Origin of the sequence: Paractinoplanes polyasparticus (genome assembly GCF_019710575.1) — a bacterium.
GTDB classification, from domain to species: Bacteria; Actinomycetota; Actinomycetes; order Mycobacteriales; family Micromonosporaceae; genus Actinoplanes; species Actinoplanes polyasparticus.
Genome location: NZ_JAHWFK010000013.1, coordinates 85180 through 110035 on the forward strand (window position 1 = coordinate 85180; position 24856 = coordinate 110035).

Consider the following 24856-nt stretch of genomic DNA (forward strand, 5'->3'; position numbering starts at 1 on the left):
ACGGCCGTCCGCAACCTGCGCCGCTCCGATTGACGATCGCCCTCAGCCCTGCCGGCCGCTGTCCGCGACCAGGCGTCAGCAGTTGGCGCCCGGCCGAAGCCGGCGGGTGAAGAGTCCGTCGGCAGTACGCGGCCAGCGGTCAGATCAACGACGTGAGGAGCGGGCGGACCAGACGAGCGCGTTCGCTTTGCCACGGACGCAGAGTGGGATGCCCGGGCGGGGCCGGCAGCGTGGATCGGTAACGCCACATGCCGGCCAGCGCGGCCACGAAACGGGCGGCATCGTCCGGCAGGCCTTCGAGGACCCTGCTCGCGGATCGCAGGGCGGCAGCGGGCCCGTCACGGTGCCCACCGCAGACGATGTCAGCGGCGAGGCGGGCGCGGTCGAGCCAGGACGCGCCCGCACAGCCGAAGCTCCAGTCGACGAGCACAGCCCGGCCGCCCGGCACGTCGACGATCGCATTGTCGGCTCGCACGTCCTGGTGGACCAGCGTTGTCCCGGCCGTCCACTCCGGCCACCCGGCGGCCAGGCCGGCCAGGGTCGCGATGTGCTGGCGTTCCCATCCGTCGAGCAACGCGGGTTCACCGGCGGCCAGACGCTCCCAGCCGTCGAGGTCAGTGAGCAGCTGCCCGATCGCCGGCACCAAAGCCGGTGCTCGCAGAGAGCTGACCAGCTCACAGGCGGCAGTCACCAGCCGAACCCCGTCATCACTCCACGGCGGCCCAGCCGGAACCCCTTCGGCGACCGACATCACCAACGCGCACCAGCCGTCGAGCTCGACCGAGCCCACCAGAACCGGCGCCGGAGCGCTCGCCGGCAGCGCCGCCAAGGCGACGGCCTCCCGCCGATAGAAGCGATACGAGGGTTCACTGGCCGCCCGCGACACAGCCTTGACGAAGACCCGCCCGAGTAGGAAAGCCGCCTGGCTTCGTCCCCAACGCGGAAGCCAGACCGCATCGCCGCACGGGTCTCCCAAGCTCGGCCAGGCAGCCAGAGAAGCGCCGACCATTCACGCACAGCGAGGTGAAGCCCCGGCAAGGCCGGGGCCGAGGGTACCCACGCAAGGCGTAACTGCTTCTCAGCCTGGCGTGGGCACCCTCGGCCCCGGCCGTCCCAGCGCAAGAAAGCCGCGGTTTCGAACAGCAATCCGCCTGGGTCAGACGCCGAGGAGGGTGCGGAGGTGGCGCGGCGGCGGGGAGCCATGGGCGAGCATGGCGTCGTGCCAGGCCTTCGGGGTAGCGCCGAACGGCCGGGCGGCGGCGATGGCGGCGACTTCGGTGTAGCCGACGAAGTAGGTGGAGAGCTGGGTAGAGGTCAGCAAGGCGCGGCGCCACTTGCCGGCGGCCTCGCCCTCCTCCTGGAAGCCAGGCCCGGTCATCAAAGCCATGGCCTCGCGCTCTTCCATCTCTTCGCAGTGGACCAGCTGATCGATGATGGCGTTGATGCTCATGCGCAGCTGCATCTTGAGCTGCTGGAGGCGTGTGGGAAGGCCGCCGAAACCCAGGTCGGCCATCGCCTCTTCGGCGTAGACGGCCCAGCCCTCGACGAACGGGCCGGACCAGCCCAGCGCGCGCACGCGGGTGGCAGCGCGGAAGCGGCGACTGTGGGCGAGCTGGAGGAAGTGGCCGGGCATCGCCTCGTGGACGGTGAGGTCGCGGAGCATGTGGTCGTTGTATTCGCGGTAGAACGATTCGACGCGCTCGGGCGACCAGTCGGACGGGGTGGGCGCGATGCAGTAGAACGTGGGCAGCTCGGCCGTCTCGAGCGGGCCCGGCGGGTCGCAGTAGGCGACGGCGACGCCGCGGGCGAACTCGGGCATCTCTTCGATGAGGCACGGGTCGTCGAGCAGGGTGACCAGGTCGTGCTTGCCGACGAAGCCGGTCGCCTCGTCCATCGTGGCCCGGGCCAGGGCGACGATGGTGTCGTTGGTGGGGTGTTGCGCGCCCAGGGTGTCGAGCGCGCGGCGGACCGTCTCGTCGGTGGCGGGGCCGCCGGTCAGCTCGGCGGCGGCCGCGCGCAGGCGCTCGCCGACGCTTTCGAGGTTGGCCCGGGCCCGGGAAAGCACCTCGGCCGCGGGGAGTTCGGTGTCGAGCGTGTGCCAGAGGCGGGCCTCCCACAGGCGGCGGCCCAGGCGCGGGTCGCGGCCGGGCTCGCCGCTGTCGACCAGGGTGTGCAGCCAGCCGTCGAACTCGGTGAGCGCGGCGAGGGCGGCGGCCGACGCGGGCTCGACCCGGGCGCGCAGGCCGGGCGCCTGGTCGAGCAGGGCGGGCAGCTCGTCGCGGATCAGCGCGGCCGTGCCCGCGAACTGGCCGATCGCCGTCTCGGCGTGGATGCGGGGAACGTCTCGCAGCTGGGCCCGGGCGGTGGCGAGCGCGTCAGGAATGGCCGCGAGACGGCCGGCGAGACTGGTCAGGCGTTCGTCGACGGGGGCGAACGGGCGGGCCATCAACGCGTGCAGCAGCGGGCCGGGGTTGTGGTCGAGCGGGTTCCACTCGTGTTCGCGCACTTCGCTCAGCTCGAACAGGCCACGCTCGGCCAGGGCGCTGAGGATGGCGTGGTCGACCTGATCTTCGGGCGGCAGCGCGTCGGCGTCGACGCCGGAGAGCGCATCGGTCGCGTCGCGCAGCATGGCCAGGCGGGCCTGGGTCGCGCCGGGCGACAGGTCGGGCAGGCGGTCGTCGAACCGGTGGTCACCGGTGTAGGTGGCCAGCCCGGGCGAGCTCTCGAGGATGGCGTCGACGATGCTCTCGGCGAGGGGTACGAACTCCGGCATGCCGTGAAAGTTACTCGTCCCGTCCGACATTTTTCGGCTCCGCCGCTCGCACGTCCTCCGCGTACTTCAGTGCCGCGCGACGCAGTTCCTGCTCGGCATCGCCGCCCTCGGCCACGATGCGGAGCAGGCGAGACCCGAGATCGGCGCCGGCGGGCAGCGGCACGTCGAGACCTGCTCGATGCGTACGCTGAAGGATCTTGGCTGCCAGGGCCAGGGCGGGCTGGCTCAGGGCGATGCCGTCGAGCGCCGAGTCGCGGGACTTCTCGGCCTTCTTGATGCGGTCCCAGTTCTCGGTGATCTCTTCGAGGCCGGCCACCTCGGCGCCCGCGTAGACGTGCGGGTTGCGGCGCACCATCTTGTCGACCAGCCCGCCGGCCACGTCGTCGATGGTCCACGCCTCGTCCTCGGGCAGTTCCTCGGCCAGCCGCGAGTGCAGCACGATCTGCAGCAGCACGTCGCCCAGCTCCTCGCGCAGCGCGTCGGTGTCGCCGGCCTCGATCGCGTCGTACGCCTCATAGCTCTCCTCGAGCAGGTAGGGCGCGAGGCTGCGGTGGCTCTGGGCCCGCTTCCAGGGGTCGCCGCCGGGCGAGACCAGCTGGTCCATCACCGCGACCGCGTCGAGCAGGCGGGCGCCCGGCGGGTCCCACGAGCCGTACATCAGCTCGAGCTCGGCCAGGCCGGGCTCGCGGGCCAGCCGCAGGCCGAGGCTGCGGGCGAAGCCCTCGTCGCCGGCCGGCCCGGCCAGCCAGACGACCGCCTCGCCGCTGCGAGCCAGCTCGGCCAGCAGCAGCTCGGGGTCGCTCTCGATGACCGTGACGGGCACGCCACTGCTGCGGAGCGCTCCGGCCTGTTCCGAATCGCCGGCGGCGAAGACCGGGTACGCCCGCAGGGCGTCCCAGGCGGCGGCGGTGAGCAGGCCCGCGGGCAGGCGCGGCGACGTGACGAGCAGAACGATCCGAGCGGTCATGGTCGCAACTCTGCCAGCCCGTGAGCCACCGCCTCCCCCGCCCACCCAAGGGTGAGAGAAGGTGGCAGCACGCTATCGCCTGTCAAGGGGACGGAGGCGAGTTGTCCACAGGCAGTGGCTATGAGACGTCGGTCACCGGGTTGCCGTCGGGGGTGGCGCCCAGGGGCACGCTCACCAACGGCTTCAGGGCGCCGTTCTGGGTCTGGAACTCGAGGACCGGGATGGTGAGCGGCTGGTAGCGCGGGTTCACCGTGATCTTCATGGCGTCGGTGGTCTCGGCCACCTCGGCCCGGACGGCCGCGGCCGTCTTCACCAGGGCCAGGTTCTCGGCCGGCAGCTGCGTCTTGAACTGCTCGAACGTCGTGCCGGCGGGCACCTCTTGGGCCGAGAGAAGCACGTCGAACACCTCGCGCAGGTCGTCGTCGGTCACGTCGGCCGCGGCCGCCTGCACCTTGGTGCGCAGCGCCCGGATCAGCGCGTCGGACTCGGCGTAGAGCCGCACGTATTCCGCGTCCTGCGGCAGCCGCAGCTGGGTCGCGTAGTCGCCGAGCGGCAGTTCGGCCGGCGCCGTCACGGATTCGCGCTGGACCACCTCGGTCAGCACGTTGTTGCTGACGAGCGTGCGCACGATGTCGGCCCGGGTGATCGACAGGGTCGCGGGCGGCGCGCTGGCCTCGGCGTCGGCGTTGGCCGTCTGCACTGCGGCGAACGCGTCGTCCCAGACCTCCTGCACCCGCTTCTCGGTGATCCGGGTGTCGTCGCCGACGTAGGCGGCCACGGACGGCTCGGACCGGCAGGCGGTGAGCCCGCTCAGCCCGAGGGACGCAACGACGGCGATGGATGCGAGTCGGCGAGCACGGTGCATGACATTGACTCTCTCACGTCGGGTATGAGGGAGATCACGCGACCCCGGCCGAAGCCGGCGCCGGGACCTCACCCAGAACATCTTTGAGGAGCTGGGCGCACCACTCGAGCAGGGCCTGGTCGCGCAGCGGTTCGCCGCCCACCCGGCGGGTGCTGGGCCGGGGCACGCTGACCTGGTCGGTGGCGTGCTTGTAGACCGAGTCGGGGTGGTAGCGCTTGAGCCGCAGCTGCTTCGAGTCGGGCAGCGGCACCGGGCTGAACCGGATGTGCTTGCCCTGCATCGACACGTCGGTGAGGCCGTACGCCCGGGCCACCTGGCGGAAGCGGGCGACCGCGATGAGGTTGGCGACCTGGGCCGGGGGCTCGCCGTAGCGGTCGGTCATCTCGGCCACGACCTCGTCGAGCTTCGCGTTGTCGCGGGCCTCGGCGAGCTTGCGGTACATCTCGAGGCGCAGGCGCTCGACCGAGATGTAGTCGACCGGCAGGTGCGCGTCGACCGGCAGATCGATCTTGACCTCGGGCTCCTCCTCGGGGCGCTCGCCCTTGAACGCCTGCACGGCCTCGCCGACCATGCGCACGTACAGGTCGAAGCCCACGCCCTCGATATGGCCGGACTGCTCGCCGCCGAGCAGGTTGCCGGCGCCGCGGATCTCGAGGTCCTTCATCGCCACGTACATGCCGGCGCCGAGCTCGGTGTGCTGGGCGATGGTGGCCAGCCGCTCGTGGGCCTGCTCGGTGAGCGGCTTCTCGCGCGGGTACAGGAAATAGGCGTACGCCCGCTCGCGGCCGCGGCCGACCCGGCCCCGGATCTGGTGCAGCTGGGCCAGGCCGAGCAGGTCGGCCCGCTCGACGATCAGCGTGTTGGCGTTCGGGATGTCGATGCCGGACTCGACGATGGTGGTGCAGACGAGGACGTCGTACTCCTTCTCCCAGAAGCCGACCATCACCTTTTCCAGCTGGTCCTCGCTCATCTGGCCGTGCGCCACCGCGACCCGGGCCTCGGGCACCAGCTCGCGCAGCCGGCGCGCCGCCTTGTCGATCGACTCGACCCGGTTGTGCAGGTAGAAGACCTGCCCGTCGCGGAGCAGTTCGCGGTGGATGGACGCGGCGACCTGCTTGTCGTCCTGGGCGCCGACGAAGGTGAGCACCGGGTGCCGTTCCTCGGGCGGGGTGGCGATGGTGGACATCTCGCGGATGCCGGTGATCGCCATCTCGAGCGTCCGCGGGATCGGCGTGGCCGACATGGTCAGCACGTCGACCGAGGCCCGCAGGGCCTTGAGCTGTTCCTTGTGCTCGACGCCGAAGCGCTGCTCCTCGTCGACGATGATCAGGCCGACGTTCTTGAACTTGGTCGAGTTGGACAGCAGGCGGTGGGTGCCGATCACGATGTCGGCCGTGCCGTCGGCCGCCTGCTCGAGGGTCTGCTTGGCCTCGGACGGGGTCTGGAAGCGGGACAGCTGCTTGATCGTGATGGGGAACTGGCCCATCCGGTCGGTGAACGTGTTGAAGTGCTGCTGGGCCAGCAGCGTGGTCGGCACCAGCACGGCGACCTGCTTGCCGTCCTGCACCGCCTTGAACGCGGCCCGGACGGCGATCTCGGTCTTGCCGTAGCCGACGTCGCCACAGATCAGCCTGTCCATCGGGACGGACAGCTCCATGTCGTGCTTGACCTCGGAGATCGCCGACAGCTGGTCGGGCGTCTCCTGGTAGGGGAACGCGTCCTCCAGTTCGCGCTGCCACGGCGTGTCGGGGCCGAACGAGTGGCCCTTGGACGCCTGGCGGGCCGCGTAGAGCTGGATGAGCTGGGCCGCGATCTCGCGCACGGCCTTGCGAGCGCGGGCCTTGCTCTTCTGCCAGTCGGAGCCGCCCATCTTGTGCAGCGCGGGCGACTCGCCGCCGACGTAGCGGGACAGCTGGTCGAGCTGGTCGGTGGGCACGTAGAGCCGGTCGCCGGGCTGGCCCCGCTTGGACGCGGCGTATTCGAGCACGATGTACTCGCGGTCGGCGCCGTTGACCGTGCGCTGCACCAGCTCGACATAGCGGCCGATGCCGTGCTGCTCGTGCACCACGAAGTCGCCCGGCTTGAGCTCGAGCGGGTCGATCGTGTTGCGCCGCCGGGACGGCATCTTGCGCATGTCCTTGGTGGACGCGCCGCGACCGCCGGTGATGTCGTTGCCGGTGATGACGGCCAGCCGCGAGCCGGCGTCGATGAAGCCGTGGTTGAGCCCGCCGCAGGTGACCAGCAGCTGGCCGGACTCGGGGGCGGACTCGATGGAATCGGTCGGGGTTACGCCGAGGCCGGCGTCGCGCAGCACCTCGGTGGCCCGCTGGGCGGTGCCATGACCCTCGAAGACCAGCGCGATGGCCCACCCGGCGGTGGACCAGTCGTGCAGGTCGGCCGCGAGCTTGGCGGTGTCGCCGTGGTAGAGCGGCACGGGCTGGGCAGCCACGGCCACCGCGTCGCCGGCATCCGGGCTCACTTCGACGGACGGCGCTTCGAGCCAGGGCTGATCATCCGCCGGCGCGGGCGAGGAGTCAGCCAGGCCGAACGGCGACACCGTCCACCATGGCTGCTTCAGGGTGGCGGCGTGGGAGCGTACGTCAGCCAGGGTCTTGAAAGCGGCGGCGCCCACGTCGATCGGCGCCTGACCACCGACGGCCGCGGCCGCCCACGACGCCTCGAGGAACTCGTCGGAGGTGCGGGTGAGGTCGTGGGCCCGGGTGCGGATGCGCTCGGGGTCGCAGAGCAGCACATGGGCGCCGGCCGGCATGGTGTCGATCAGCAACTCCATGCTGTCGGTGCCGTCGAGCAACGCGGGCGCCAGCGATTCCATGCCCTCGACCGGAATGCCCTCGGCCAGCTTGTCGAGGATCTCCGCGATCTCGGGGTGCTCGGCAGCCAGTTCCGCGGCGCGGCGGCGCACGTCGGGCGTCAGCAACAGCTCGCGGCAGGGCGGCGCCCACAGAGTGGGAACCGGATCGATCGTGCGCTGGTCGGCGACGGCGAAGGTGCGGATCTCCTCGACCTCGTCGCCCCAGAACTCGACCCGGGACGGGTGCTCGTCGGTGGGCGGGAAGACGTCGAGGATGCCGCCGCGCACGGCGAACTCGCCCCGCTTGGTGACCAGGTCGACCCGGGCGTACGCCATGTCGGTGAGCCGCCGCGCGACCTCTTCCAGCTCCGCCGAGCCGCCGGTCGTCAGCTCGACCGGTTCGAGGTCGCCGAGACCCTTCAGCTGCGGCTGCAGCAGGGACCGGACGGGGGCCACGACCACCTGGACCGGCTCGGAGCCGGGGTGGGCCAGCCGGCGCAGCACGGCCAGGCGACGGCCCACCGTGTCGGAGCGCGGGGACAGGCGCTCGTGGGGCAGGGTCTCCCACGAGGGGAAGACGGCCACCCGGGAGGGGCTGATCAGGCAGCCCAGCGCGTCGGCCAGGTCGTCGGCCTCGCGGCTGGTGGCGGTGACCGCGAGCACCGGCTTACCGGCACCGCCGAAGTCGGACGAGCCGGCCACCGCGGCCACGACGAACGGGCGCAGCGAGGCGGGCGCGGTGAGGTCGAGCGCGTCGGACTCGGCGAAACTCTGGCGTGCCAGATCGCGGGCCCGGGCGAGACCACGATCGCGAAGAGCGGCGGGGATGAGACCGGACAGCTGCATGAACTCAAACACCTCGAACACGTCGAAAAACCCCAGTCGCCCTGAAGGGCGGGGGTACGTCGACAAGTTTAGTCCGTGCCACCGACATTTATGAGCGACGCACAAATCGTCCGACATATGCATCGATACCGGGGCAATAGTGGGCAGCGGCGGAAAGCATTCCCTGGGGAGGCAACGTGCGTATCCTGCTGCTCGTTACGGCGTTCAACGGCCTGAGCCAGCGCGCCTGGTGCACGCTGCGCGAGGCCGGGCACGACGTCGGAGTGCAGCTGGCCACCGGCGCGGCCGACATGATCGAGGCGGTGCGGGCCACGAGTCCCGACCTTATCCTGTGCCCGTTCCTCAAGCAGCGGGTGCCGGCCGAGGTCTGGAAGAACCGGCGCACGGTGATCATCCATCCCGGTCCGGTCGGCGACCGCGGTCCGTCCTCGCTGGACTGGGCCATCGCCGACGGCGTGCGCACCTGGGGCGTCACGGCGCTGCAGGCCGTCGAGGAGATGGACGCGGGACCCATCTGGGCCACCCGTTCCTTCCCCATGCCGGCCGCTCCCCCGCGTAAGTCGTCGCTCTACAACGGGCCGGTGGCCGACGCCGCGATGGAGTGCATCCTCGAGACGGTGGCGAAGGCGGCCGACAAGAGCTTCAAGCCGGTGCCGGCCGACCAGACGCCGACCGAGGCGCCCGGCGCCCGCCCGCGGCCGCTGATGAAGCAGGACGACCGTGCCTTCGACTGGTCCGACCCGACCGAGCGGATCCTGCGCAAGATCCGGGCGGCCGACGGCGCCCCGGGAGTGCGCACCGTGCTTGCCGGGCGGCCGGTCTTCGCGTACGACGCCACCCCCGGCCTGGCCCGGGCGGCGCGACCGGGCCAGATGCTCGGCCGCCGGCAGGGCGCCGTGCTCGTCGGCACCGGCGACGGCAGCCTCTGGATCGGCCATCTGCGGGACGCCGAGGCCGGCATCAAACTGCCGGCGACCACCCTGCTCGGCTCGCGGCTGCGCGGCGTGCCCAACTCGCCCCTGCCGGTCGGCACCGAGCCCGAGTCCCCGTCCGCGTACCGCCAGGTGCGCTACCGCCGCACGGGCCGGATCGGCTGGCTGGCCTTCGACTTCTACAACGGCGCGATGGCGCCGGGGCACTGCCGGCGGCTGCTGGCCGGGTTGCAGCACGCGACCGCCCAGGACACCGAGGTGCTGGTGCTGCGCGGCGGCACGGACGCGTTCAGCAACGGCATCCACCTGAACGTGATCGAGGCGTCGACCGACCCGGCCGGGAGCGCCTGGGCCAACATCCGGGCCATCAACGACGTGTGCCGCGAGCTCGTGACCTGCACCAAGCAGGTGGTCGTGGCGGCGTACGCGGGCAGCGCGGGCGCCGGCGGCGTGATGCTCGGCCTGGGCGCTGACCTGGTGGCGGCGCGCGCGGGCATCGTGCTCAACCCCTACTACGACATGGGCCTGTACGGCTCCGAGCTGCACACCTTCACGCTGCCCCGCCGGGTCGGCGAGGAGCAGGCGCAGCGGCTGGTCGACGACAAGCTGCCGGTGAGCGCCGAGCAGGCGGCCCGGATCGGGCTGGTCGACGAGGTCGGGCCGCGCCACCCCGAGGCGTACGCGGAATGGCTGACTGCCCTGGCCGAGCGGGAGAGCGACCCCCGCACCGCCCGCCGCCGCCGTCAGGCCAAGGCAAAGCGGCTGGCCGGCGAGCGTGTGCCGCTCGAGGTCTACGAGGCCCGCGAGCTGGCCGAGATGAGCCGGGACATGTTCGGCGACCGCAGTGGGTTCGCCGCCGCGCGGCACGACTTCGTGACCAAGGCGCAGCCGGTCGAGACGCCTGAACGCCTGCGGCTGATCCCGGCCAACGTCAGCCGGATCGCGCCCAAGGAGAGCCGCCAGCTCGCGGTGCGCCCTGCTGTGCCCCTGTCCGCCTGATGAGCACGCTCCAGAAGAAGGTCCCCACCGGCCGGGTCCGGGTCAGCGCCGCGCTCCAGGCAGCCACGATGCTGCTGCCCGCGCGCTACAACTACAGCGCCTACAGCGTGCTCGCCGGTCCGGCTGATCCGCCGCCGGCGGAGGGCGAGGCCTATTCCGTACGCATGAAGCGCCTGTCCCGGCGCCGGCCGGTGCTCGCCGTCCTGATCACGTTGTTCGCGTTCGCCTTCGAGAGCACGTTCTTCGGCTGGCTGATCGCGTCGATCGAGGTTCCCGACCGGCGGCTGAACCCGGTGCTCTACGGCGGGGCCATCGTGATGATCGGCGCGACCGCCACCATCGAGCTGTTCCGTCTGGTCAATGTGGTCACGCTGTGCCTGGCCACGTGGTGGGCGCGCGATCCGGTGCCGGTGGTGCCGGACACGAGGCTGCGGGTGGCCTTCCTGACCACGATCGTGCCCGGCAAGGAGCCGGTGGCGATGGTCGAGCGGACGCTGCGCGCGGCCCGCAACGTGCGCTACGGCGGCACGTACGCGGTGTGGCTGCTCGACGAGGGCGACGACCCCGAGGTCAAGGCCATGTGTGAGCGGCTCGGGGTGCGGCACTTCAGCCGGCGCGGCATCGAGAAGTTCAACACGCCGTCGGGCGCCTTCAAGGCGAAGACCAAGCACGGCAACTACAACTCGTGGGTCGACGTGCACGGCGACGACTACGACGTGTTCGTCTCGGTCGACCCGGACCACGTGCCGCTGCCCAACTTCTGCGAGCGGCTGCTGGGCTACTTCCGCGACCCGGCGGTGGGATTCGTGGTGGGGCCGCAGATCTACGGCAACTACGACAACCTCGTCACGCGCTGGGCGGAGTCGCAGCAGTACCTGTTCCACTCGCTGCTGCAGCGGGCCGGCAACCGGCGCGGGATCGCCATGCTGGTGGGGACGAACAACGCCGTACGCATCTCGGCCCTGAAATCGATCGGCGGCCTGCAGGACTCGATCACCGAGGACATGGCGACCAGCCTCGCGCTGCACGCCGCGAACTGGCGGTCGGTGTACACGCCGGACGTGCTGGCCGTGGGCGAGGGCCCGTCGTCCTGGACCGACTACTTCACCCAGCAGCACCGCTGGTCGCGCGGCACCGACGAGGTGGTGCTGAGCAAATTCGCCGGGCTGGTCCGCAAGCTCGGGCCGGGCCGGGCGCTCCACTATGGCCTGTTGATGTCGTACTACCCGCTGACCGCGCTGGCCTGGCTGCTCGGCGCGCTGAACGCGTTCTGCTACCTCGCGCTCGGCGCCCAGGGCGTGCACGTGCCGCAGGAGGTGTGGCTGATGCTCTACATCGACGCCGCGCTCTTCCAGATCGGGCTCTACGTCTTCAACCGGCGGCACAACACCAGCCCGCACGAGGAGGCCGGCTCGTCCGGGCTGACCGGCATGGTGGCGTCCACCCTGTCGACGCCGATCTACGTCTCGTCCTTCGTGGGCGCGGTGCTGCGCCGTAAGGCCGGCTTCGTGGTCACGCCGAAGGGCGACTCGACCAGCCCGGACCGGCTCGCGACGTTCGCGCCCGGCCTGCGCTGGGCGGTGTTCTTCGTCGTGCTGCTGATCATCGCCGAGGTCACCGGGCACGTCGACAACGCGATGTTCGTCTGGCCCGCGCTCAACCTGCTCATCTGCCTGACCCCGCCGGCGCTCTGGTACGTCCTGCGCCGCCGGACTAGACCTGAGGAGTCCACCGTATGAAGCCCCGCCCCCGCCCCAGTCTCGCGCGCCGGATGGCCAGCGGAACAGTCGCGGTGGTGGTGCTCGCCGTGGTCGCTTTCGCGAACCGCCCGGTCCTAGCGGCCGGATCCGAGGCGCTGCACAACTACTCGATCAACCGGCAGTCCTACAAGGAGAAGTTCGGGCACTGGGCCCGGTTGCCGGTGCCGTCCGGCTTCAAGGTCAACGCCATTCACGCCGCCCTGCTCAGCACGGGCAAGGTGCTGATCGTGGCGGGCAGCGGCAACAACCGCGACCGGTTCGAGGCGGGCACCTTCCGGACGGTGCTCTACGACCCCCGCGCCGACAAGTTCAGCGAGGTCCCGACGCCGACCGACGTGTTCTGCGCCGGGCACAGCTTCCTGCCCAACGGCAATCTGCTGATCGCCGGGGGCACCAAGTCGTACGAGGTGCTCGAGAAAGATGTGAAGCGGGCCGGCGGCGTCATGAAGGTCAAGAACGAGTCGCCCGATCACGGCCCGCGCGCCTTCGGCAAGGGCACCCGGTTCCGCTCGGCGGCCGGGCACGAGTACGCCAGCCGCACCGCCTTCACGGTTCCGGCCGCCCGCAAGGTGGTGCACGGTCCGCACGTCGCGGTCACGGCGGGCGAGGTCGAGGTCTGGGTCGACGCCGTACGCCCGGGGGACGCCGCCGTCGTCCGCGAGGGTGCGCAATACCGGATCACCGGTCTGACCGGCCCCGACGCCAATAACGTCTACGGCGTGGCCGACAAGATCACGCGGGAGAAGCAGGAGTACGGCGGCGACAAGACGTCGTACGAGTTCGACCCCCGCACCGAGCGCTATCACAAGACCGGTGACCTCAAGGAACACCGCTGGTACCCGACGCTGGTGACGTTGACCGACGGCGACGTGCTCGCGGTCTCGGGCCTGGACGAGTTCGGCCGGATCATCCCCGGACGCAACGAGGTCTACGACTCCCGCACGCGCACCTGGTCGGCGGCGCCCCAGTTCCAGCGCTACTTCCCGACCTATCCGAGCCTGCACGGGATGGCCGACGGCCGCCTGTTCTACTCCGGCGCCAACAGCGGCTACGGCTCGGACAAGGAGGGCCGTACGCCCGGGGTCTGGAACCTGGACGGCAACCGCTTCCAGCCCGTGCCGGGTCTGCGGCAGCCGGAACTCAACGAGACGGCCACCTCGGTCATGTTGCCGCCGGTGCAGAACCAGCAGGTGATGATCTTCGGTGGGGGCGGGGTCGGCGACTCGCCGGTCTCGACGGCCCGCACCGACATCGTCGACCTGCGCGACAAGAAGCCGGTCTACCGCCCCGGCCCCGACCTGCCGAAGCCGGCACGCTACCTGTCGACCGTCGTGCTGCCCGACGACACCGTCTTCACCAGCGGCGGCTCCTCCGGCTACCGCGGTGGCCCCTACCGCGGCGCGAAGCGGAGCGACCTGTTCAACGCGCAGTTCTACGTGCCCGCGACGAACTCGTTCCGCACCGCCGCCGAGTCGACGGTCGGGCGCAACTACCACTCCGAGGCGATCCTGCTGCCCGACGGCCGGGTCATCACGATGGGCAGCGACCCGCTCTACGACCGCACGGGCCGGGCGCCGGGCACGTTCGAGCAGCGCATCGAGGTCTACAGCCCGCCCTACCTGTTCCGGGGCAAGCGACCCGCGATCGGCCACGCGCCGGGCGAGGTCGCACGGGGCAGCATCTTCGGAGTGGGCTCGCCCGACGCGGCCCGGGTGGCCTCGGCCCGGCTGGTCCGCCCCAGCTCGGTCACCCACGGCACCGACACCGACCAGCGCTCGGTCGCCCTCGGCCTGACCCGGAAGGACGGCCGCCTCGACCTGCGGGTGCCCCGGCAGCCCGGGGTCGCGCCCTCCGGCTGGTACATGCTCTTCCTCGTCGACGACCGAGGGCTACCGTCGGTGGCCCGCTGGATCCGGGTCCGGTGATGGCCCGCCGCATACGGGTGTCCCTGATCGTCTCGGCCGCGCTCGTCGGGCTCGGCACCGTCGCCGTTGCCGCCGGGGCCCGCGAGCGCGACCCGGAGTTGCTGACCCCGCCACCGCCGCGCGCCGTCAGCCCGCACCTCTACGTCGACCCGTCGGGCGCGGCGGTGGCGGCTGCCCGCGCGCTGGAGCGGGCCGGCCGACGGCCCGAGGCGACGATCATCCGGCGCATCGCCGACCAGCCGGCCGCGGTCTGGTTCACCGACGACTCGCCGGGCTACGCCGACCGGGCGCGACGGCTGGCCGCGGCGGCCACGGCGGCCCGGCGGATGCCCGTCCTGACGCTTTACTTCATTCCGCATCGGGACTGCTCGGGTCACTCGGCGGGCGGGGCGGCCGACGCCGTCGCGTACCGGAGGTGGGTGACCGCGCTGGCCGGGGCCCTGCGCGGCCACCGCGCCATCGTGGTGCTCGAGCCCGACGCCTTGGCCCAGGCCGTGCGCGGGTGCCTGACCCCGGCCCGCCGCACCGAACGCCTGGGCCTGCTGCGGCACGCCATCGCGACCCTGCGGACCGCGCCCGGAGTACGCGTCTATCTGGACGCCGGCAACCCGACCTGGATCCCGGCCGCAGAGATCGGGCCGGCGCTGCGCACGGCCGGGGTGGGCGCGGCGGCCGGGTTCGCGCTCAACGTGGCCAACTTCGAGACCACGGGCGACAACGTGCGGTACGGACTGGCCGTGTCGCGGACGGTCGGCGGCAAGCACTTCGTCGTCGACACCAGCCGCAACGGGAACGGGCCGGCCCAGCGTGGGGCGGGCGACCGGCACTGGTGCAACCCGCCCGGGCGCAGGCTGGGGCCGGTGCCGACCCTTTCCACCGGCTTCTCACTGGTCGACGCGTACCTGTGGGTGAAACGTCCCGGGGAGTCCGATGGCGCCTGCGCCCCGGGCCACCCGCCCGCCGGCCGATGGTTTCCGGCGTACGCCCTGGGGCTCGCCAGATAAGAGGCGTAGGTGAGACTTACCTCAAATTCCCCCTCCGTGGGGGTACGCCGATACGATCGGCGAAGTCGGGACAGCGCTGTCCTGGAGCACCTTTGAGGCGAAGGAGCGCCCCCGATAATGAGCGCGCAGCAGCATATGCCCGACCAGCACGGCCAGCTAGACCCCGACGGCCCCGATGCCGCTCTACGCGCAGATATCCGGCGTATCGGCACGTTGCTCGGGCAGACGCTGGCCCGCCAGGAAGGCCGCCCCCTCCTCGACCTGGTCGAGGAGATCCGCGCCCTGGTCCGGCAGGACCCGCAGGCCGCGGCCGACCGCCTGGCCGCCATGGACGTCACGACCGGCACCAAGCTGGCCCGCGCGTTCTCCACCTATTTCCAGCTGGCCAACATCACCGAGCAGGTGCACCGCTCGCGCGACCTGCGCCGGCGGCGTGCGCACGACGGCGGCTGGCTCGACCAGGCAGCCAAGCTGATCGCGGAGCGTGGGGTGCCGGCCGACGAGATCGCCGCGGCCGCCCGCCGCCTCGCCGTCCGCCCGGTCTTCACGGCCCACCCGACCGAGGCGTCCCGCCGCTCGATCCTGTCGAAGCTGCGCCAGCTGGCCGACGCGCTCGACGCCGAGGCGGCCGCCGCCGTGCTCTACGGCCAGGCCGACACCACCGCCTCGACGCGCAAGTTCGCCGAGCTCATCGACCTGCTGTGGCAGACCGACGAACTGCGGCTGGACCGGCCGGAACCGACCGATGAGGCGCGCAACGCCGTCTACTACCTGCGCGACCTGTACGCCGAGGCCGCCCCGCAGGTGCTGGCCGACCTGGCCGAGACGCTGCGCCAGCTCGGGGTCGAGACAGCGCCCACGGCCCGTCCGCTGACCTTCGGGTCGTGGATCGGCGGCGACCGCGACGGCAACCCGTTCGTCACGCCGGCCGTCACCCGGGACGTGCTGATGATCCAGCACGAGCACGGCATCCAGGCCACCGAGGCCGCGATGGACCAGCTCATCGACATGCTGTCGGTGTCGCGGCGGCTGCGCGGGGTCTCGCTCGACCTGTCGGCGTCGCTCGCCAAGGATCTCGAAAACCTGCCCGAGGTGGCGCCGCGGTTCCGCCGCACGAACGCCGAGGAGCCGTACCGGCTCAAGGTGCGGGCGATCAAGGCGAAGCTGGCCAACACCCGGTCCCGGCTGCGCAACGGCACCGTCCACGTGCCCGGCCGCGACTACCTGGGCAGCGACGAGCTGATCAGCGACCTCGAGCTGATCCGGGCCTCGCTGGCCCGCAACTCGGGCCAGCTCACGGCGGTCGGCGTGGTGGCTACGGCGATCCGTACGGTGTCGGCCTTCGGCCTGCAGCTGGCCACGCTGGATGTGCGGGAGCATGCCGAGAAGCACCACGAGGTGCTGCAGCAGATGTACACGCAGGTCGGCGAGGTGGACGACTACGCCGTGCTCGACCGGGCCGACCGCACCAAGCTGCTGGCCACCGAGCTGACCGGGCGGCGGCCGCTGAGCAGCGCCGACACCCCGCTCACGGACTCGGCCCGCAAGACGTTCGACGTGTTCAACACGATCCGTGACGTGCAGGACCGCTTCGGCGCCGACGTCATCGAGACGTACATCATCTCGATGACCCTGGGCGTCGACGACGTGCTGGCGGCGGCCGTGCTGGCCCGTGAGGCCGGCCTGGTCGACATCCACACCGGGCGTGCCCGGGTCAACATCGTGCCGCTGCTGGAGACGCCGGCCGAGCTCGACGCGGGCGGTGACCTGCTCGACGAGATGCTGTCGCTGCCGGCCTACCGCGAGATCGTGCGGGCCCGGGGCGACGTGCAGGAGGTCATGCTCGGCTACTCCGACTCCAACAAGGAGGGCGGCATCACGACCAGCCAGTGGGGCATCCACAAGGCGCAGCGCTCCCTGCGTGACGTGGCGGCCCGTCACGGCGTGCGGCTACGGCTGTTCCACGGCCGCGGCGGCACCGTCGGCCGGGGCGGCGGCCCCACCCACGAGGCGATCCTGGCCCAGCCGTACGGCACGCTGGACGGCGCCATCAAGGTGACCGAGCAGGGTGAGGTCATCTCCGACAAGTACACGCTGCCCGCCCTGGCCCGCGAGAACCTCGAGCTCACGGTGGCCGCGGTGCTGCAGGCGACGCTGCTGCACACCTCGCCGTCGGTCGACCTCGAGCGGCTGGCCCGCTGGGACGCCACGATGGACGCCGCCTCGGACGCGGCGTTCACGGCCTACCGCTCGCTGGTCGAGAATCCGGACCTGGCGGCCTACTTCTGGGCGGCCACCCCGACCGAATTGCTGGGCGCGCTGAACATCGGCTCCCGCCCGGCCAAGCGGCCCAACGCCGACGCCGGGCTGGGCGGCCTGCGGGCCATCCCGTGGGTGTTCGGCTGGACCCAGACGCGGCAGATCGTGCCGGGCTGGTTCGGCGTCGGCACCGGTCTCAAGGCGGCCCGCGAGGCCGGCCACACCGAGACGCTGCAGGAGATGTACGGCAACTGGCAGTTCTTCCAGACGTTCGTGTCGAACGTCGAGATGATGCTGACCAAGACCGACCTGACCATCGCCCGGCGCTACGTCGAGACCCTGGTGCCGGAACACCTCCGCCCGATCTTCGCCACGATCGAGGCGGAGTACGAGCTGACCGTGCGCGAGATCCTGGCCATCACCGGCGAGGCCTCGCTGCTCGAGAACCAGCCCGAGCTCAAGCGCACCCTCGACGTGCGGGACACGTACCTCGAGCCGCTGCACCACCTGCAGGTGGCGCTGCTGCGGCAGTACCGCGAAGCGGGCGAGGCAGACCGGCAGAGCGTGGTGGCGCCGGGCTCGCGGCGGGTGGTGTCCGACTCGACGGCGCTCGAGCGGGCCCTGCTCACCTCGGTCAACGGCATCGCCGCGGGGATGCGCAACACCGGCTGATTTGGTGCACTTTGAACGGGTCCGGGAGTTGATCCCGGGCCCGTTCAGCGTTTGCGGAGCCATCGAGAGACGGCTATGGTGCGACCTGGGAGCGCTCCCACGTCCCCTTTCCCCTCCCCGATGGAGCCCCGATCCCCATGCGCAGATGGAGACTTGCCGCCGGCGTCGCAGTCGCGATCGCCGCCGCCTCGGTGGCCACGGTCATCGCCCAGCCGGCCAACGCCGAGACCGCCGCCTTCACGGTGACGGGCTCGTGGAGCAACGGCTACCAGGGCCAGGTCGAGGTCCGGAACAACACGTCGTCCACGATCAACACCTGGCGGGTGCAGCTCACCCTGCCCGCCGGTACCACGATCGTCAACTCCTGGAGCGCCACGCAGTCGGCGTCCGGCTCGACCTGGACGTTCACGCCGGCCGGCTGGAACGGCACGCTGGCCGCGGGCGCCTCCACCTCGTTCGGCTTCATCGCCAACGGCACCGGGCGGCCGACCTCGTGCTCGGTCAACGGCGCCAGCTGTGACGGCTCGTCCGGCCCGACCACCCCGCCCGTCACGACACCGCCCACCACGCCGCCCACCACTCCCCCGGCGGGCACCACCCCCGTCGCGCAGAACGGGCAGCTGCGGGTCTGCGGCGTGAAGCTGTGCAACGCGGCCGGCAAGGCGATCCAGCTGCGCGGCATGAGCACGCACGGCCTGCAGTGGTTCGCCGACTGCTACAACGACGCCTCGCTCGACGCGCTGGCCGACGACTGGAAGGCCGACCTGCTGCGGGTCTCGATGTACGTGCAGGAGGGCGGCTACGAGACCAACCCGGCCGGCTTCACCGCGCAGGTCAACAACCTGGTCGAGGAGGCCACCCAGCGCGGGCTCTACTCCATCATCGACTTCCACACGCTGACCCCGGGCGACCCGAACTACAACCTGGCCCGGGCCAAGATGTTCTTCGCCGAGGTCTCGGCCCGGCACGCCTCGAAGAACAACGTCATCTACGAGATCGCCAACGAGCCCAACGGCGTCAGCTGGGCCGGCATCAAGAGCTACGCCGAGCAGGTCATCCCGGTGATCCGGGCCAACGACCCGGACGCCGTGGTCATCGTCGGCTCGCGCGGCTGGTCCTCGCTGGGTGTCTCGGAGGGCGCGACCTCGAGTGAGATCACCGCGAACCCGGTCAACGCGTCCAACATCATGTACGCGTTCCACTTCTACGCCGCCTCGCACAAGGACAACTACCGCGCCGAGGTGCAGCGCGCCGCGGCCTCGCTCCCGCTGTTCGTCACCGAGTTCGGCACGGTGACCTACACCGGCGGCGGCCAGGTCGACCTGGCCAGCACCGCCACCTGGCTCGACCTGCTCGACCGCCTGCAGATCGGCTACGCCAACTGGACGTACTCCGACGCCGACGAGAGCAGCGCCGCCTTCCGCCCCGGCACGTGCGGCGGCCCGACCTACGCCGGCACGGGCGTCCTCACCGAGTCCGGCACCTACCTGCGCAGCCGCATCCGGACCGCCGACAACTTCTGATCGGCCTCAGACCACGTGCGCCCCGGGCTTCCCACCAGGCCCGGGGCGCACGTGTTCCCGGATCAGCCGCTCGCCGATCACGATGGACGGCCTGGTCCAGGCGGCCAGCAGGGCGTCGAGGTCGGGGGTCTCGGTCAGGAACCACCCGGAGTAGAAGGTGCCGGTCGTCCACTCCCGCACCTGGGACAGCCGGGCCACCTGGTTGAGCCGGGCGCCGAGGCCGAGCCGCCGCGACACGTAGACGTCGGTGCCGAGCTGCCGCCCGCCGGCGAGCGCGGCCGGGGTCGGGGTCGAACCCTCCGAGTGCAGGACGGCGTAGGCCGGGTCGAGCGCCGCGCAGCAAGCCTCGAAATAGCGCAGCACGACCTCCTCGCGGACCTCGGCGGCGTCCCGCTCCCGCTCGTCCCAGAGTGATCGGGGCAGGGCGAAGGCGCCCGCCTCGACGGTGACGTCCACCGGGTGCTGCCCGGCCGGAAGCTCCTCACCGGGCGTCGCCTCGAACGAGACCGCGGCCTGCCCCACGCCGGGCAGGCTCATGGCGACCCGGTACGCGCACCCGTCGCGCAGACCGCGGCGCACCTCCCGGGCCGATCGAGCCCCGGCGTACGAGATGCCCGGCGCATCCGGCACCCGCGAGAACGCGAGCCCGGTCGGCCCGAAGAACATCGCGCCGCTGTAGGTCCCGCCGCACTGCTCCAGGACGTCGGCGACTGCGGCCAGGGCGGGCTCGTCCAGATCCCGTCCCGGCCAGAGGCCGAACGAGAGGAAGACCCCACCCGGCCACATAGACGTATGCCCCATGTGTTGAGGAACGCTTCGACCGCTGTCGAGGATGTGGGTTCAGCCCGGGCTGCTGCCCCACGGCAATCCGGCCACCCGAGCGTGTTCCTCGACGCAGGCGGTGAAGCTCGGCCATTCGGCCGCGACGCCGGCGTCGCCCTCCTCGTACAACTGCACCGGTGGATCGTCGAGCGCCGCGTCGGTCAGCCAGTGGACGGCGTAACCACCGTGGATGCCGATGACGACGGCGGTGTCCGGCAGAAGTTCGGGGTGGCCCTCGGTCTCCAGCAGCGCCCGCGCCTCGTCCTTGAGCTCGACGAGGTACGGATAGCTCTCGATGCCGGCGATCAGGCTGAAGCTCTTCGGCCCGCCGAGGAACCTCAGGTATTCCTCGTACCTCGCCGGGAGCCGGTCGAGGCCCTGACCCAGGGTGATCTCGCGGATCTCGTCAGCGGTGAGGCCGCTGACTCGTCCGCCCGTCTCGATGATCACCCGGGCCAGGGCTTCGAACGACGTCACTTGGGCTTTCGCTTGTCCCTCAGGGCCTTCTGCATCTCTTCCGGGGTCTCCCAGGTGTACGAGATGTCGAGCTTGATGTTGGGGTACTTGTTCTTGAACTGCTGGATGACCGACGAACAGCTCGGACAGGGCGCGGCCTCGGTGTAGAGCTTGATCGTGCCACGCGCGTCGGCCGGCAGGAACGACGCGTAGTGCTCCAGGATCTGAGCCTCGGAGTCCCACTCCTTGCCGGGCGGGGTCGAGAACTGGCGCGCCGCCGGCGCCTCGACGGTGCCCGGGTTCCGGTGCTTGCCGCTCACGCTGTAGAGCGTGTCCATCTCGCCGAACAGGTCGTGCTGGGCCACGGCGATGTTGCGGTCGATGCCGGCGCCGTTGTTCTGGTTCGCCCGGTAGGCGGCGGCGAGGTCGCTTCCCTGGCAGTTGTGGACGAGAACCGGGGTGGCGCCGGCCTTCACGTAGTAGGTCGGGATGCCCGCGACGCTCAGGTTGAAGACCCGCGCCTCGGCCGTCCGCGGCTCGACCGCCTCGATCTGGGCCCACGTCCCGCTCGCGGTGCGCAGCCACTGGCCCGCCTCGAGGGAGCCGGCCGGCACCCAGGCCCGCAGGTCGGCCACCCAGAACGGGTGGTTCGACGTCGCCGTGACCGCGCCGCCACCGGCGACCTTCACAGCCACCAGGCTCTTGGTCCCCGAGCCGACGATGGTGTCGGTGACCGGCCGGGCTCCGCTCCGCCCCGTCTCGGGGTCGGTGGCCAGCACCTCGTCGCCCTTCTCGACCTCGTCGATGGGCTGCTCGGTGCCGTCGGCCATGACGACCGGCGTGTCCTCGGTGAAGCTGTTCTTACATCCGCCCATCAGCGTGCGCACGATGTTCTTGATGTTGCGCAGCTTGTCGGAGTTCTTGAGCATCTTGGCGCCCGAGGCCAGCCAGCCGACGACCGGCACGGCCGCACCGACCGACAGCAGGCCACCCAGGACGTCGCCGCGCCCGAAGGAGATCGCCGCGTCGGCCGCGTCGCACGCCTCACCGACGCCCGGAACCATCCCGCACAGGCCGAGGACGAACTGCAGCATGTCCATCAGCAGGTCGGGGTTGTCCTGCACGAAGGTGTTGAGGTCCTTCAGCATGTCGCAGCCGAGGTTGCGCTCGGTCGTCGAGGCACACTGCTGCGGATTGACGAGCGCCTTGGCGAAGTCCTTGTAGACCCCGACGCAGTTGGCGCTCAGCGCGTCCGTGGACGCGAGACAGCCCCACGACTTGTGCTCGTCGAGCGCGGCGCCGTCGCCCCCGAACGCGGTGCCCGCCTGCGTGCTGCGCCGCAGGGCCTCGTCCTCCTTGAGCGCCTGCGTGTAGATCGCGGACGCTTCCTTGGCGGCCTGGTCGGCCGCGGCGGCGTCCCGGCCGGCCGCGAGGGCCGACTGCTTCGCGTCGTACGCCGCGTTGGCCGCGTTCCGCGCGTCGCCGGCCGCCCGGCGGGAGGCCGCGGTGGCCGTCGCCGCCGATCGCGCGGCGCTCTCGGCGCTGGCCTGGGCGCGGTTCGCCGCCGACTTGGCGGTCTCGGCCGACTGGGCCGCCTGGTTGGCCGACGCCTTGGCCGCGTTGGCCGACTGACGGGCGTCCTCGGCGTACTCCCCGGCCTTCGTCGCCGATGCGGCCGCCTTCTGCCGCCACGACTCGGCCTCGGCCGACGCCTTGCGGGCAACCGCCGCGACCCGGCTGGCCTCGGCCGCGTCGGCGAGCGCGGTCTCGGCGTACTGCTGGGCCTGGACGATCAGCGCCCGCACGGTGCTGACGTGAGCCGCCTGCTCGGCGTCCCGCTGTGCCGCCTTGTAGCGCGTCACGTTCAGGAAGTACGAGATGTACGAGGCCGGCCCGGCCAGCGCCACCTGTCCGGCCGCCTGAACCTCCGGGCCGCCGGTCTCCATGACGCGGTAGACCTCGAACCGCTCGTCGGCCGCGCGCGCCGTGAACTGGCCGCTGCGCAGGAACTGGTGCATGTCGGCGCTGGTGCCGCCGAGCGCCCGCTCCCCCGCGGCCTTGACGTTCCCGCCGGCCGTCTCGAGGATCCGGTAGATCTCGGCCCGGTCCTTGACGGTCTTGCCCGCGTAGTTGCGGGTGCGCAGGAAGCGGTCGACGGTGGCGTCGTCCCCGGCCAGCGCGGTGCGGGCCGCGGTCTTCTCGGCGCCGTCGGGCAGCGTGTCGATCAGGCGCCAGGCGCGGGCCCGGTCGTCCTGGCCGGAGGCGAGCCGGCGGCCCTCGGTGAGCCACGAGCGCATCTCGACCTCGCCGCCGGACAGCACGTCCTGCGCGGCGATCTTCGACCAGTCGCCGCCGGTCTTCGTCAGGTCGAGGGCGGCCCGGCGACCGTGCTCCATCATCACCGCGGTCGGCGCGCCGACCGCGCTCGCCGTGGTCAGCAGCGCCCGGGTGGCCGGGCTGACCCGGTCCTCCTCGGGGGTGTCCCAGGTCAGGTTCCGGTTCCACTCGGCGATCTCGCCGCCCACGGCCTTCGCTGCCTGATCGGCCGCGAGCGCGTCCTCGGCGGCCTCGACACCCTGCTCGGTCGCCTCCGCGAGGCGGGCGATGTCCTCCTGGCGGGCCAGCTTCTCGAGCTCCACCGCCTGGTTGGCCGCCTGCACGGCCGTGTTGGAAGCCTCGATGGCCGCCGCGGCGTGCCGGGTCGACTCGGACGCCGCCTTCGAGGCGTCGTAGGCCGAGTCGGCCGCTTCCATCGCCGCGGCTGCGGCCCGTTCGGCGTGCTGGGCCGCGGACTCGGCGAAGCGGAACGCCTCGTCGGAAGCCTTGGCGGCGGCCCGCGCGAGCGAGATCGCCCGGTCGGCGGCGCGGCCGGCCGCGGCCGCCTGCCGGCGTGCCCGCTCGGCGGCGTCCCGGGCCCGCTGGGCCTGGGCGGCCGAGACGCCGGACTGGTTGCCGGCCTCGGCGGCGGCGGTGGCCGCAGCCGCCGCCTGCCCGCTCGCGTCCTTCGATGCCTGCCCGGCGGCCTCGGCCTGGGCCAGCGCCCGGTCGCGTTCGGCCTTGATCTGGTCGAGCTGCCGCGCCTTGGCGGCCGCGTCCCGGGCCTGCTGCGCAGCCTGCCGGGCGGCCGCGGCCTTGCTCGCGTCGGTGCGCGCCAGGGCGGCCGCCTGCTGTGCCCGGGCCGCCGCCTGCGCCGTCAGCGAGGCGGCGGTGGTCGCCTTGCGGGCCGCGTCGGACGCGATCCGGGCCGCCCGCATGGCCGCGTTGGACGCGCTGACTGCTTCCCGTGCCGCCTCGGCGGCTCCGGCGGCCGCGTCCGCAGCTCGTCCGGCCGCGGCCGAGGCCTTCGCCGCGTCCCGGCCGGCCGCCTTGGTCTCGGCCGCGGCCACCTGGGCCTGCTTCTTGGCCTCGGCGGCGGCGTTGACGGCCCGCGTCGAGGCCTCCTGAGCGGCCAGCGACTCGCGGGCCGTCGTCTCGCCGGCCTCCTTGGCCTGCTCGGTGAGCTTGGTGACGGACGCGAGCTCCGCGTCGCGGGCCCGGGCCACGAACTGGCCCGTCGCCAGGAATTCGGTCAGGTCCTCGGCGGTGCCGGCGAGCGCGCGCTGGGCCGCCTGGTCGAGGATCGGCCCGCTGTTGTTGCTGCCGCCGGTCAGCATCCGCGTCGCGGCCAGGCGGTCGTCGGCGTGCTCGGCCGACTCGCGGCCGGACGACAGGAACTGGTTGAGCTCCTCCGGCGTGCCGGCCAGCGCGCGCTGGGCCGCGGCCCTGGTCGTCGGGCCGCCGGACTCGGCGACCCGGAAGACGCGGACGCGCTCGTCCGCCTTCCAGGGAGCGTCGTAGCCGCCCTGCACGAAGGCCCGGATGTCGTCGACGTCGCCCGACAGCGCCTGCAGCGCCGCCGCCCGCGTCGACGGGCCGTCCATGCCGGCCAGCACCTCGGCGCCGGCCCGCAGGTCGGCCTCGACCGCCGCTTCGCGGGCGCCGTCCTGGTAGGCCTGGAACTCGGCGTCACCGCCGAGCAGGACGGCCTCGGCCGCCCGGCTCAGTGACGGGCCGCCGTCCATCATGTCGTCGACGACGACGGAACGGTCGTACCGCGGCTCGTCGGCCCAGGCGGGCGCCTGGGCGGTCAGCAGCTGCGCGGCCATGGTCAGGGCGGCCACCGAGGCGATCCGGCGCAGCCAGGAAGCTCCCGCGCGCCGGGCGCGCGGGAGTGCGACGTCGTTCATGAATTTCCCCCGTGG

Annotated in this window: 14 protein-coding genes; 6 read left to right on the plus strand and 8 right to left on the minus strand. The window is 72.0% G+C overall.

Annotation, left to right across the window (positions count from 1 at the left end; translation table 11 throughout):
* Positions 1–139: 139 nt before the first annotated feature.
* The 5 genes from KXC43_RS15340 to mfd form a co-directional block, all read right to left on the minus strand.
* Positions 140–1009: a phosphotransferase gene (locus KXC43_RS15340; RefSeq protein ID WP_255644123.1), complete on the minus strand. Its 870-nt coding sequence runs from the start codon at positions 1007–1009 to the stop codon at positions 140–142.
* Between the two features lie 147 nt (positions 1010–1156).
* Positions 1157–2773, minus strand: a complete 1617-nt coding sequence (locus tag KXC43_RS15345; RefSeq protein WP_221376734.1) for a DUF885 domain-containing protein — start codon at positions 2771–2773, stop codon at positions 1157–1159.
* A 10-nt stretch (positions 2774–2783) separates the two neighbouring features.
* Positions 2784–3740: a nucleoside triphosphate pyrophosphohydrolase gene (locus KXC43_RS15350; protein WP_221376735.1), complete on the minus strand. Its 957-nt coding sequence runs from the start codon at positions 3738–3740 to the stop codon at positions 2784–2786.
* 118 nt (positions 3741–3858) lie between these two features.
* Complete coding sequence (locus KXC43_RS15355) at positions 3859–4605, minus strand: hypothetical protein (RefSeq protein ID WP_221376736.1); 747 nt, start codon at positions 4603–4605, stop codon at positions 3859–3861.
* 34 nt (positions 4606–4639) lie between these two features.
* Positions 4640–8263 (minus strand): transcription-repair coupling factor, encoded by a 3624-nt coding sequence (gene mfd, locus KXC43_RS15360; protein ID WP_221377090.1) that lies wholly within the window; start codon positions 8261–8263, stop codon positions 4640–4642.
* 176 nt (positions 8264–8439) lie between these two features.
* Here mfd and KXC43_RS15365 point away from each other — a divergent pair, with 176 nt between their 5' ends.
* From KXC43_RS15365 to KXC43_RS15390, 6 genes are all read left to right on the plus strand, one after another.
* The gene (locus KXC43_RS15365) at positions 8440–10194 is read left to right on the plus strand and encodes a hydrogenase maturation protein (protein ID WP_221376737.1); all 1755 of its coding nucleotides are present in this window, start codon (positions 8440–8442) and stop codon (positions 10192–10194) included.
* Positions 10194–11933 (plus strand): glycosyltransferase family 2 protein, encoded by a 1740-nt coding sequence (locus KXC43_RS15370; RefSeq protein WP_255644124.1) that lies wholly within the window; start codon positions 10194–10196, stop codon positions 11931–11933. Before KXC43_RS15365 ends, KXC43_RS15370 begins: the two co-directional genes overlap by 1 nt.
* A complete protein-coding gene (glxA, locus tag KXC43_RS15375) occupies positions 11930–13879 on the plus strand; it encodes a radical copper oxidase GlxA (protein WP_221376738.1) in 1950 nt (649 codons plus the stop codon). Before KXC43_RS15370 ends, glxA begins: the two co-directional genes overlap by 4 nt.
* Complete coding sequence (locus tag KXC43_RS15380; RefSeq protein ID WP_221376739.1) at positions 13879–14883, plus strand: glycoside hydrolase family 6 protein; 1005 nt, start codon at positions 13879–13881, stop codon at positions 14881–14883. The genes glxA and KXC43_RS15380 overlap by 1 nt, the downstream gene beginning before the upstream one ends.
* Positions 14884–15018: 135 nt before the next feature.
* On the plus strand, positions 15019–17814 hold the full coding sequence (gene ppc / locus KXC43_RS15385; RefSeq protein WP_221377092.1) for a phosphoenolpyruvate carboxylase: 2796 nt from the start codon (positions 15019–15021) through the stop codon (positions 17812–17814).
* Positions 17815–17951: 137 nt separating this feature from the next.
* Complete coding sequence (locus KXC43_RS15390) at positions 17952–19337, plus strand: cellulase family glycosylhydrolase (protein ID WP_221376740.1); 1386 nt, start codon at positions 17952–17954, stop codon at positions 19335–19337.
* 6 nt (positions 19338–19343) lie between these two features.
* Here the strand turns inward: KXC43_RS15390 and KXC43_RS15395 are convergent, their stop codons facing one another.
* The 3 genes from KXC43_RS15395 to KXC43_RS15405 are packed head-to-tail and all read right to left on the minus strand — an operon-like array spanning position 19344 to position 24841.
* Complete coding sequence (locus tag KXC43_RS15395) at positions 19344–20138, minus strand: hypothetical protein (RefSeq protein WP_221376741.1); 795 nt, start codon at positions 20136–20138, stop codon at positions 19344–19346.
* Between the two features lie 39 nt (positions 20139–20177).
* Positions 20178–20636, minus strand: a complete 459-nt coding sequence (locus KXC43_RS15400) for a hypothetical protein (RefSeq protein ID WP_221376742.1) — start codon at positions 20634–20636, stop codon at positions 20178–20180.
* Positions 20633–24841, minus strand: a complete 4209-nt coding sequence (locus KXC43_RS15405) for a polymorphic toxin-type HINT domain-containing protein (RefSeq protein WP_221376743.1) — start codon at positions 24839–24841, stop codon at positions 20633–20635. Before KXC43_RS15405 ends, KXC43_RS15400 begins: the two co-directional genes overlap by 4 nt.
* Positions 24842–24856 lie beyond the last annotated feature (15 nt).

Bases quoted from the DNA above. Each gene is read 5' to 3' on its own strand.
- KXC43_RS15340 (WP_255644123.1), bottom strand. From the start codon at position 1,009: ATGGTCGGCGCTTCTCTGGCTGCCTGGCCGAGCTTGGGAGACCCGTGC.
- KXC43_RS15345 (WP_221376734.1), bottom strand. From the start codon at position 2,773: ATGCCGGAGTTCGTACCCCTCGCCGAGAGCATCGTCGACGCCATCCTC.
- KXC43_RS15350 (WP_221376735.1), bottom strand. From the start codon at position 3,740: ATGACCGCTCGGATCGTTCTGCTCGTCACGTCGCCGCGCCTGCCCGCG.
- KXC43_RS15355 (WP_221376736.1), bottom strand. From the start codon at position 4,605: ATGCACCGTGCTCGCCGACTCGCATCCATCGCCGTCGTTGCGTCCCTC.
- mfd (WP_221377090.1), bottom strand. From the start codon at position 8,263: ATGCAGCTGTCCGGTCTCATCCCCGCCGCTCTTCGCGATCGTGGTCTC.
- KXC43_RS15370 (WP_255644124.1), top strand. From the start codon at position 10,194: ATGAGCACGCTCCAGAAGAAGGTCCCCACCGGCCGGGTCCGGGTCAGC.
- glxA (WP_221376738.1), top strand. From the start codon at position 11,930: ATGAAGCCCCGCCCCCGCCCCAGTCTCGCGCGCCGGATGGCCAGCGGA.
- KXC43_RS15380 (WP_221376739.1), top strand. From the start codon at position 13,879: ATGGCCCGCCGCATACGGGTGTCCCTGATCGTCTCGGCCGCGCTCGTC.
- ppc (WP_221377092.1), top strand. From the start codon at position 15,019: ATGCCCGACCAGCACGGCCAGCTAGACCCCGACGGCCCCGATGCCGCT.
- KXC43_RS15390 (WP_221376740.1), top strand. From the start codon at position 17,952: ATGCGCAGATGGAGACTTGCCGCCGGCGTCGCAGTCGCGATCGCCGCC.
- KXC43_RS15395 (WP_221376741.1), bottom strand. From the start codon at position 20,138: ATGGGGCATACGTCTATGTGGCCGGGTGGGGTCTTCCTCTCGTTCGGC.
- KXC43_RS15405 (WP_221376743.1), bottom strand. From the start codon at position 24,841: ATGAACGACGTCGCACTCCCGCGCGCCCGGCGCGCGGGAGCTTCCTGG.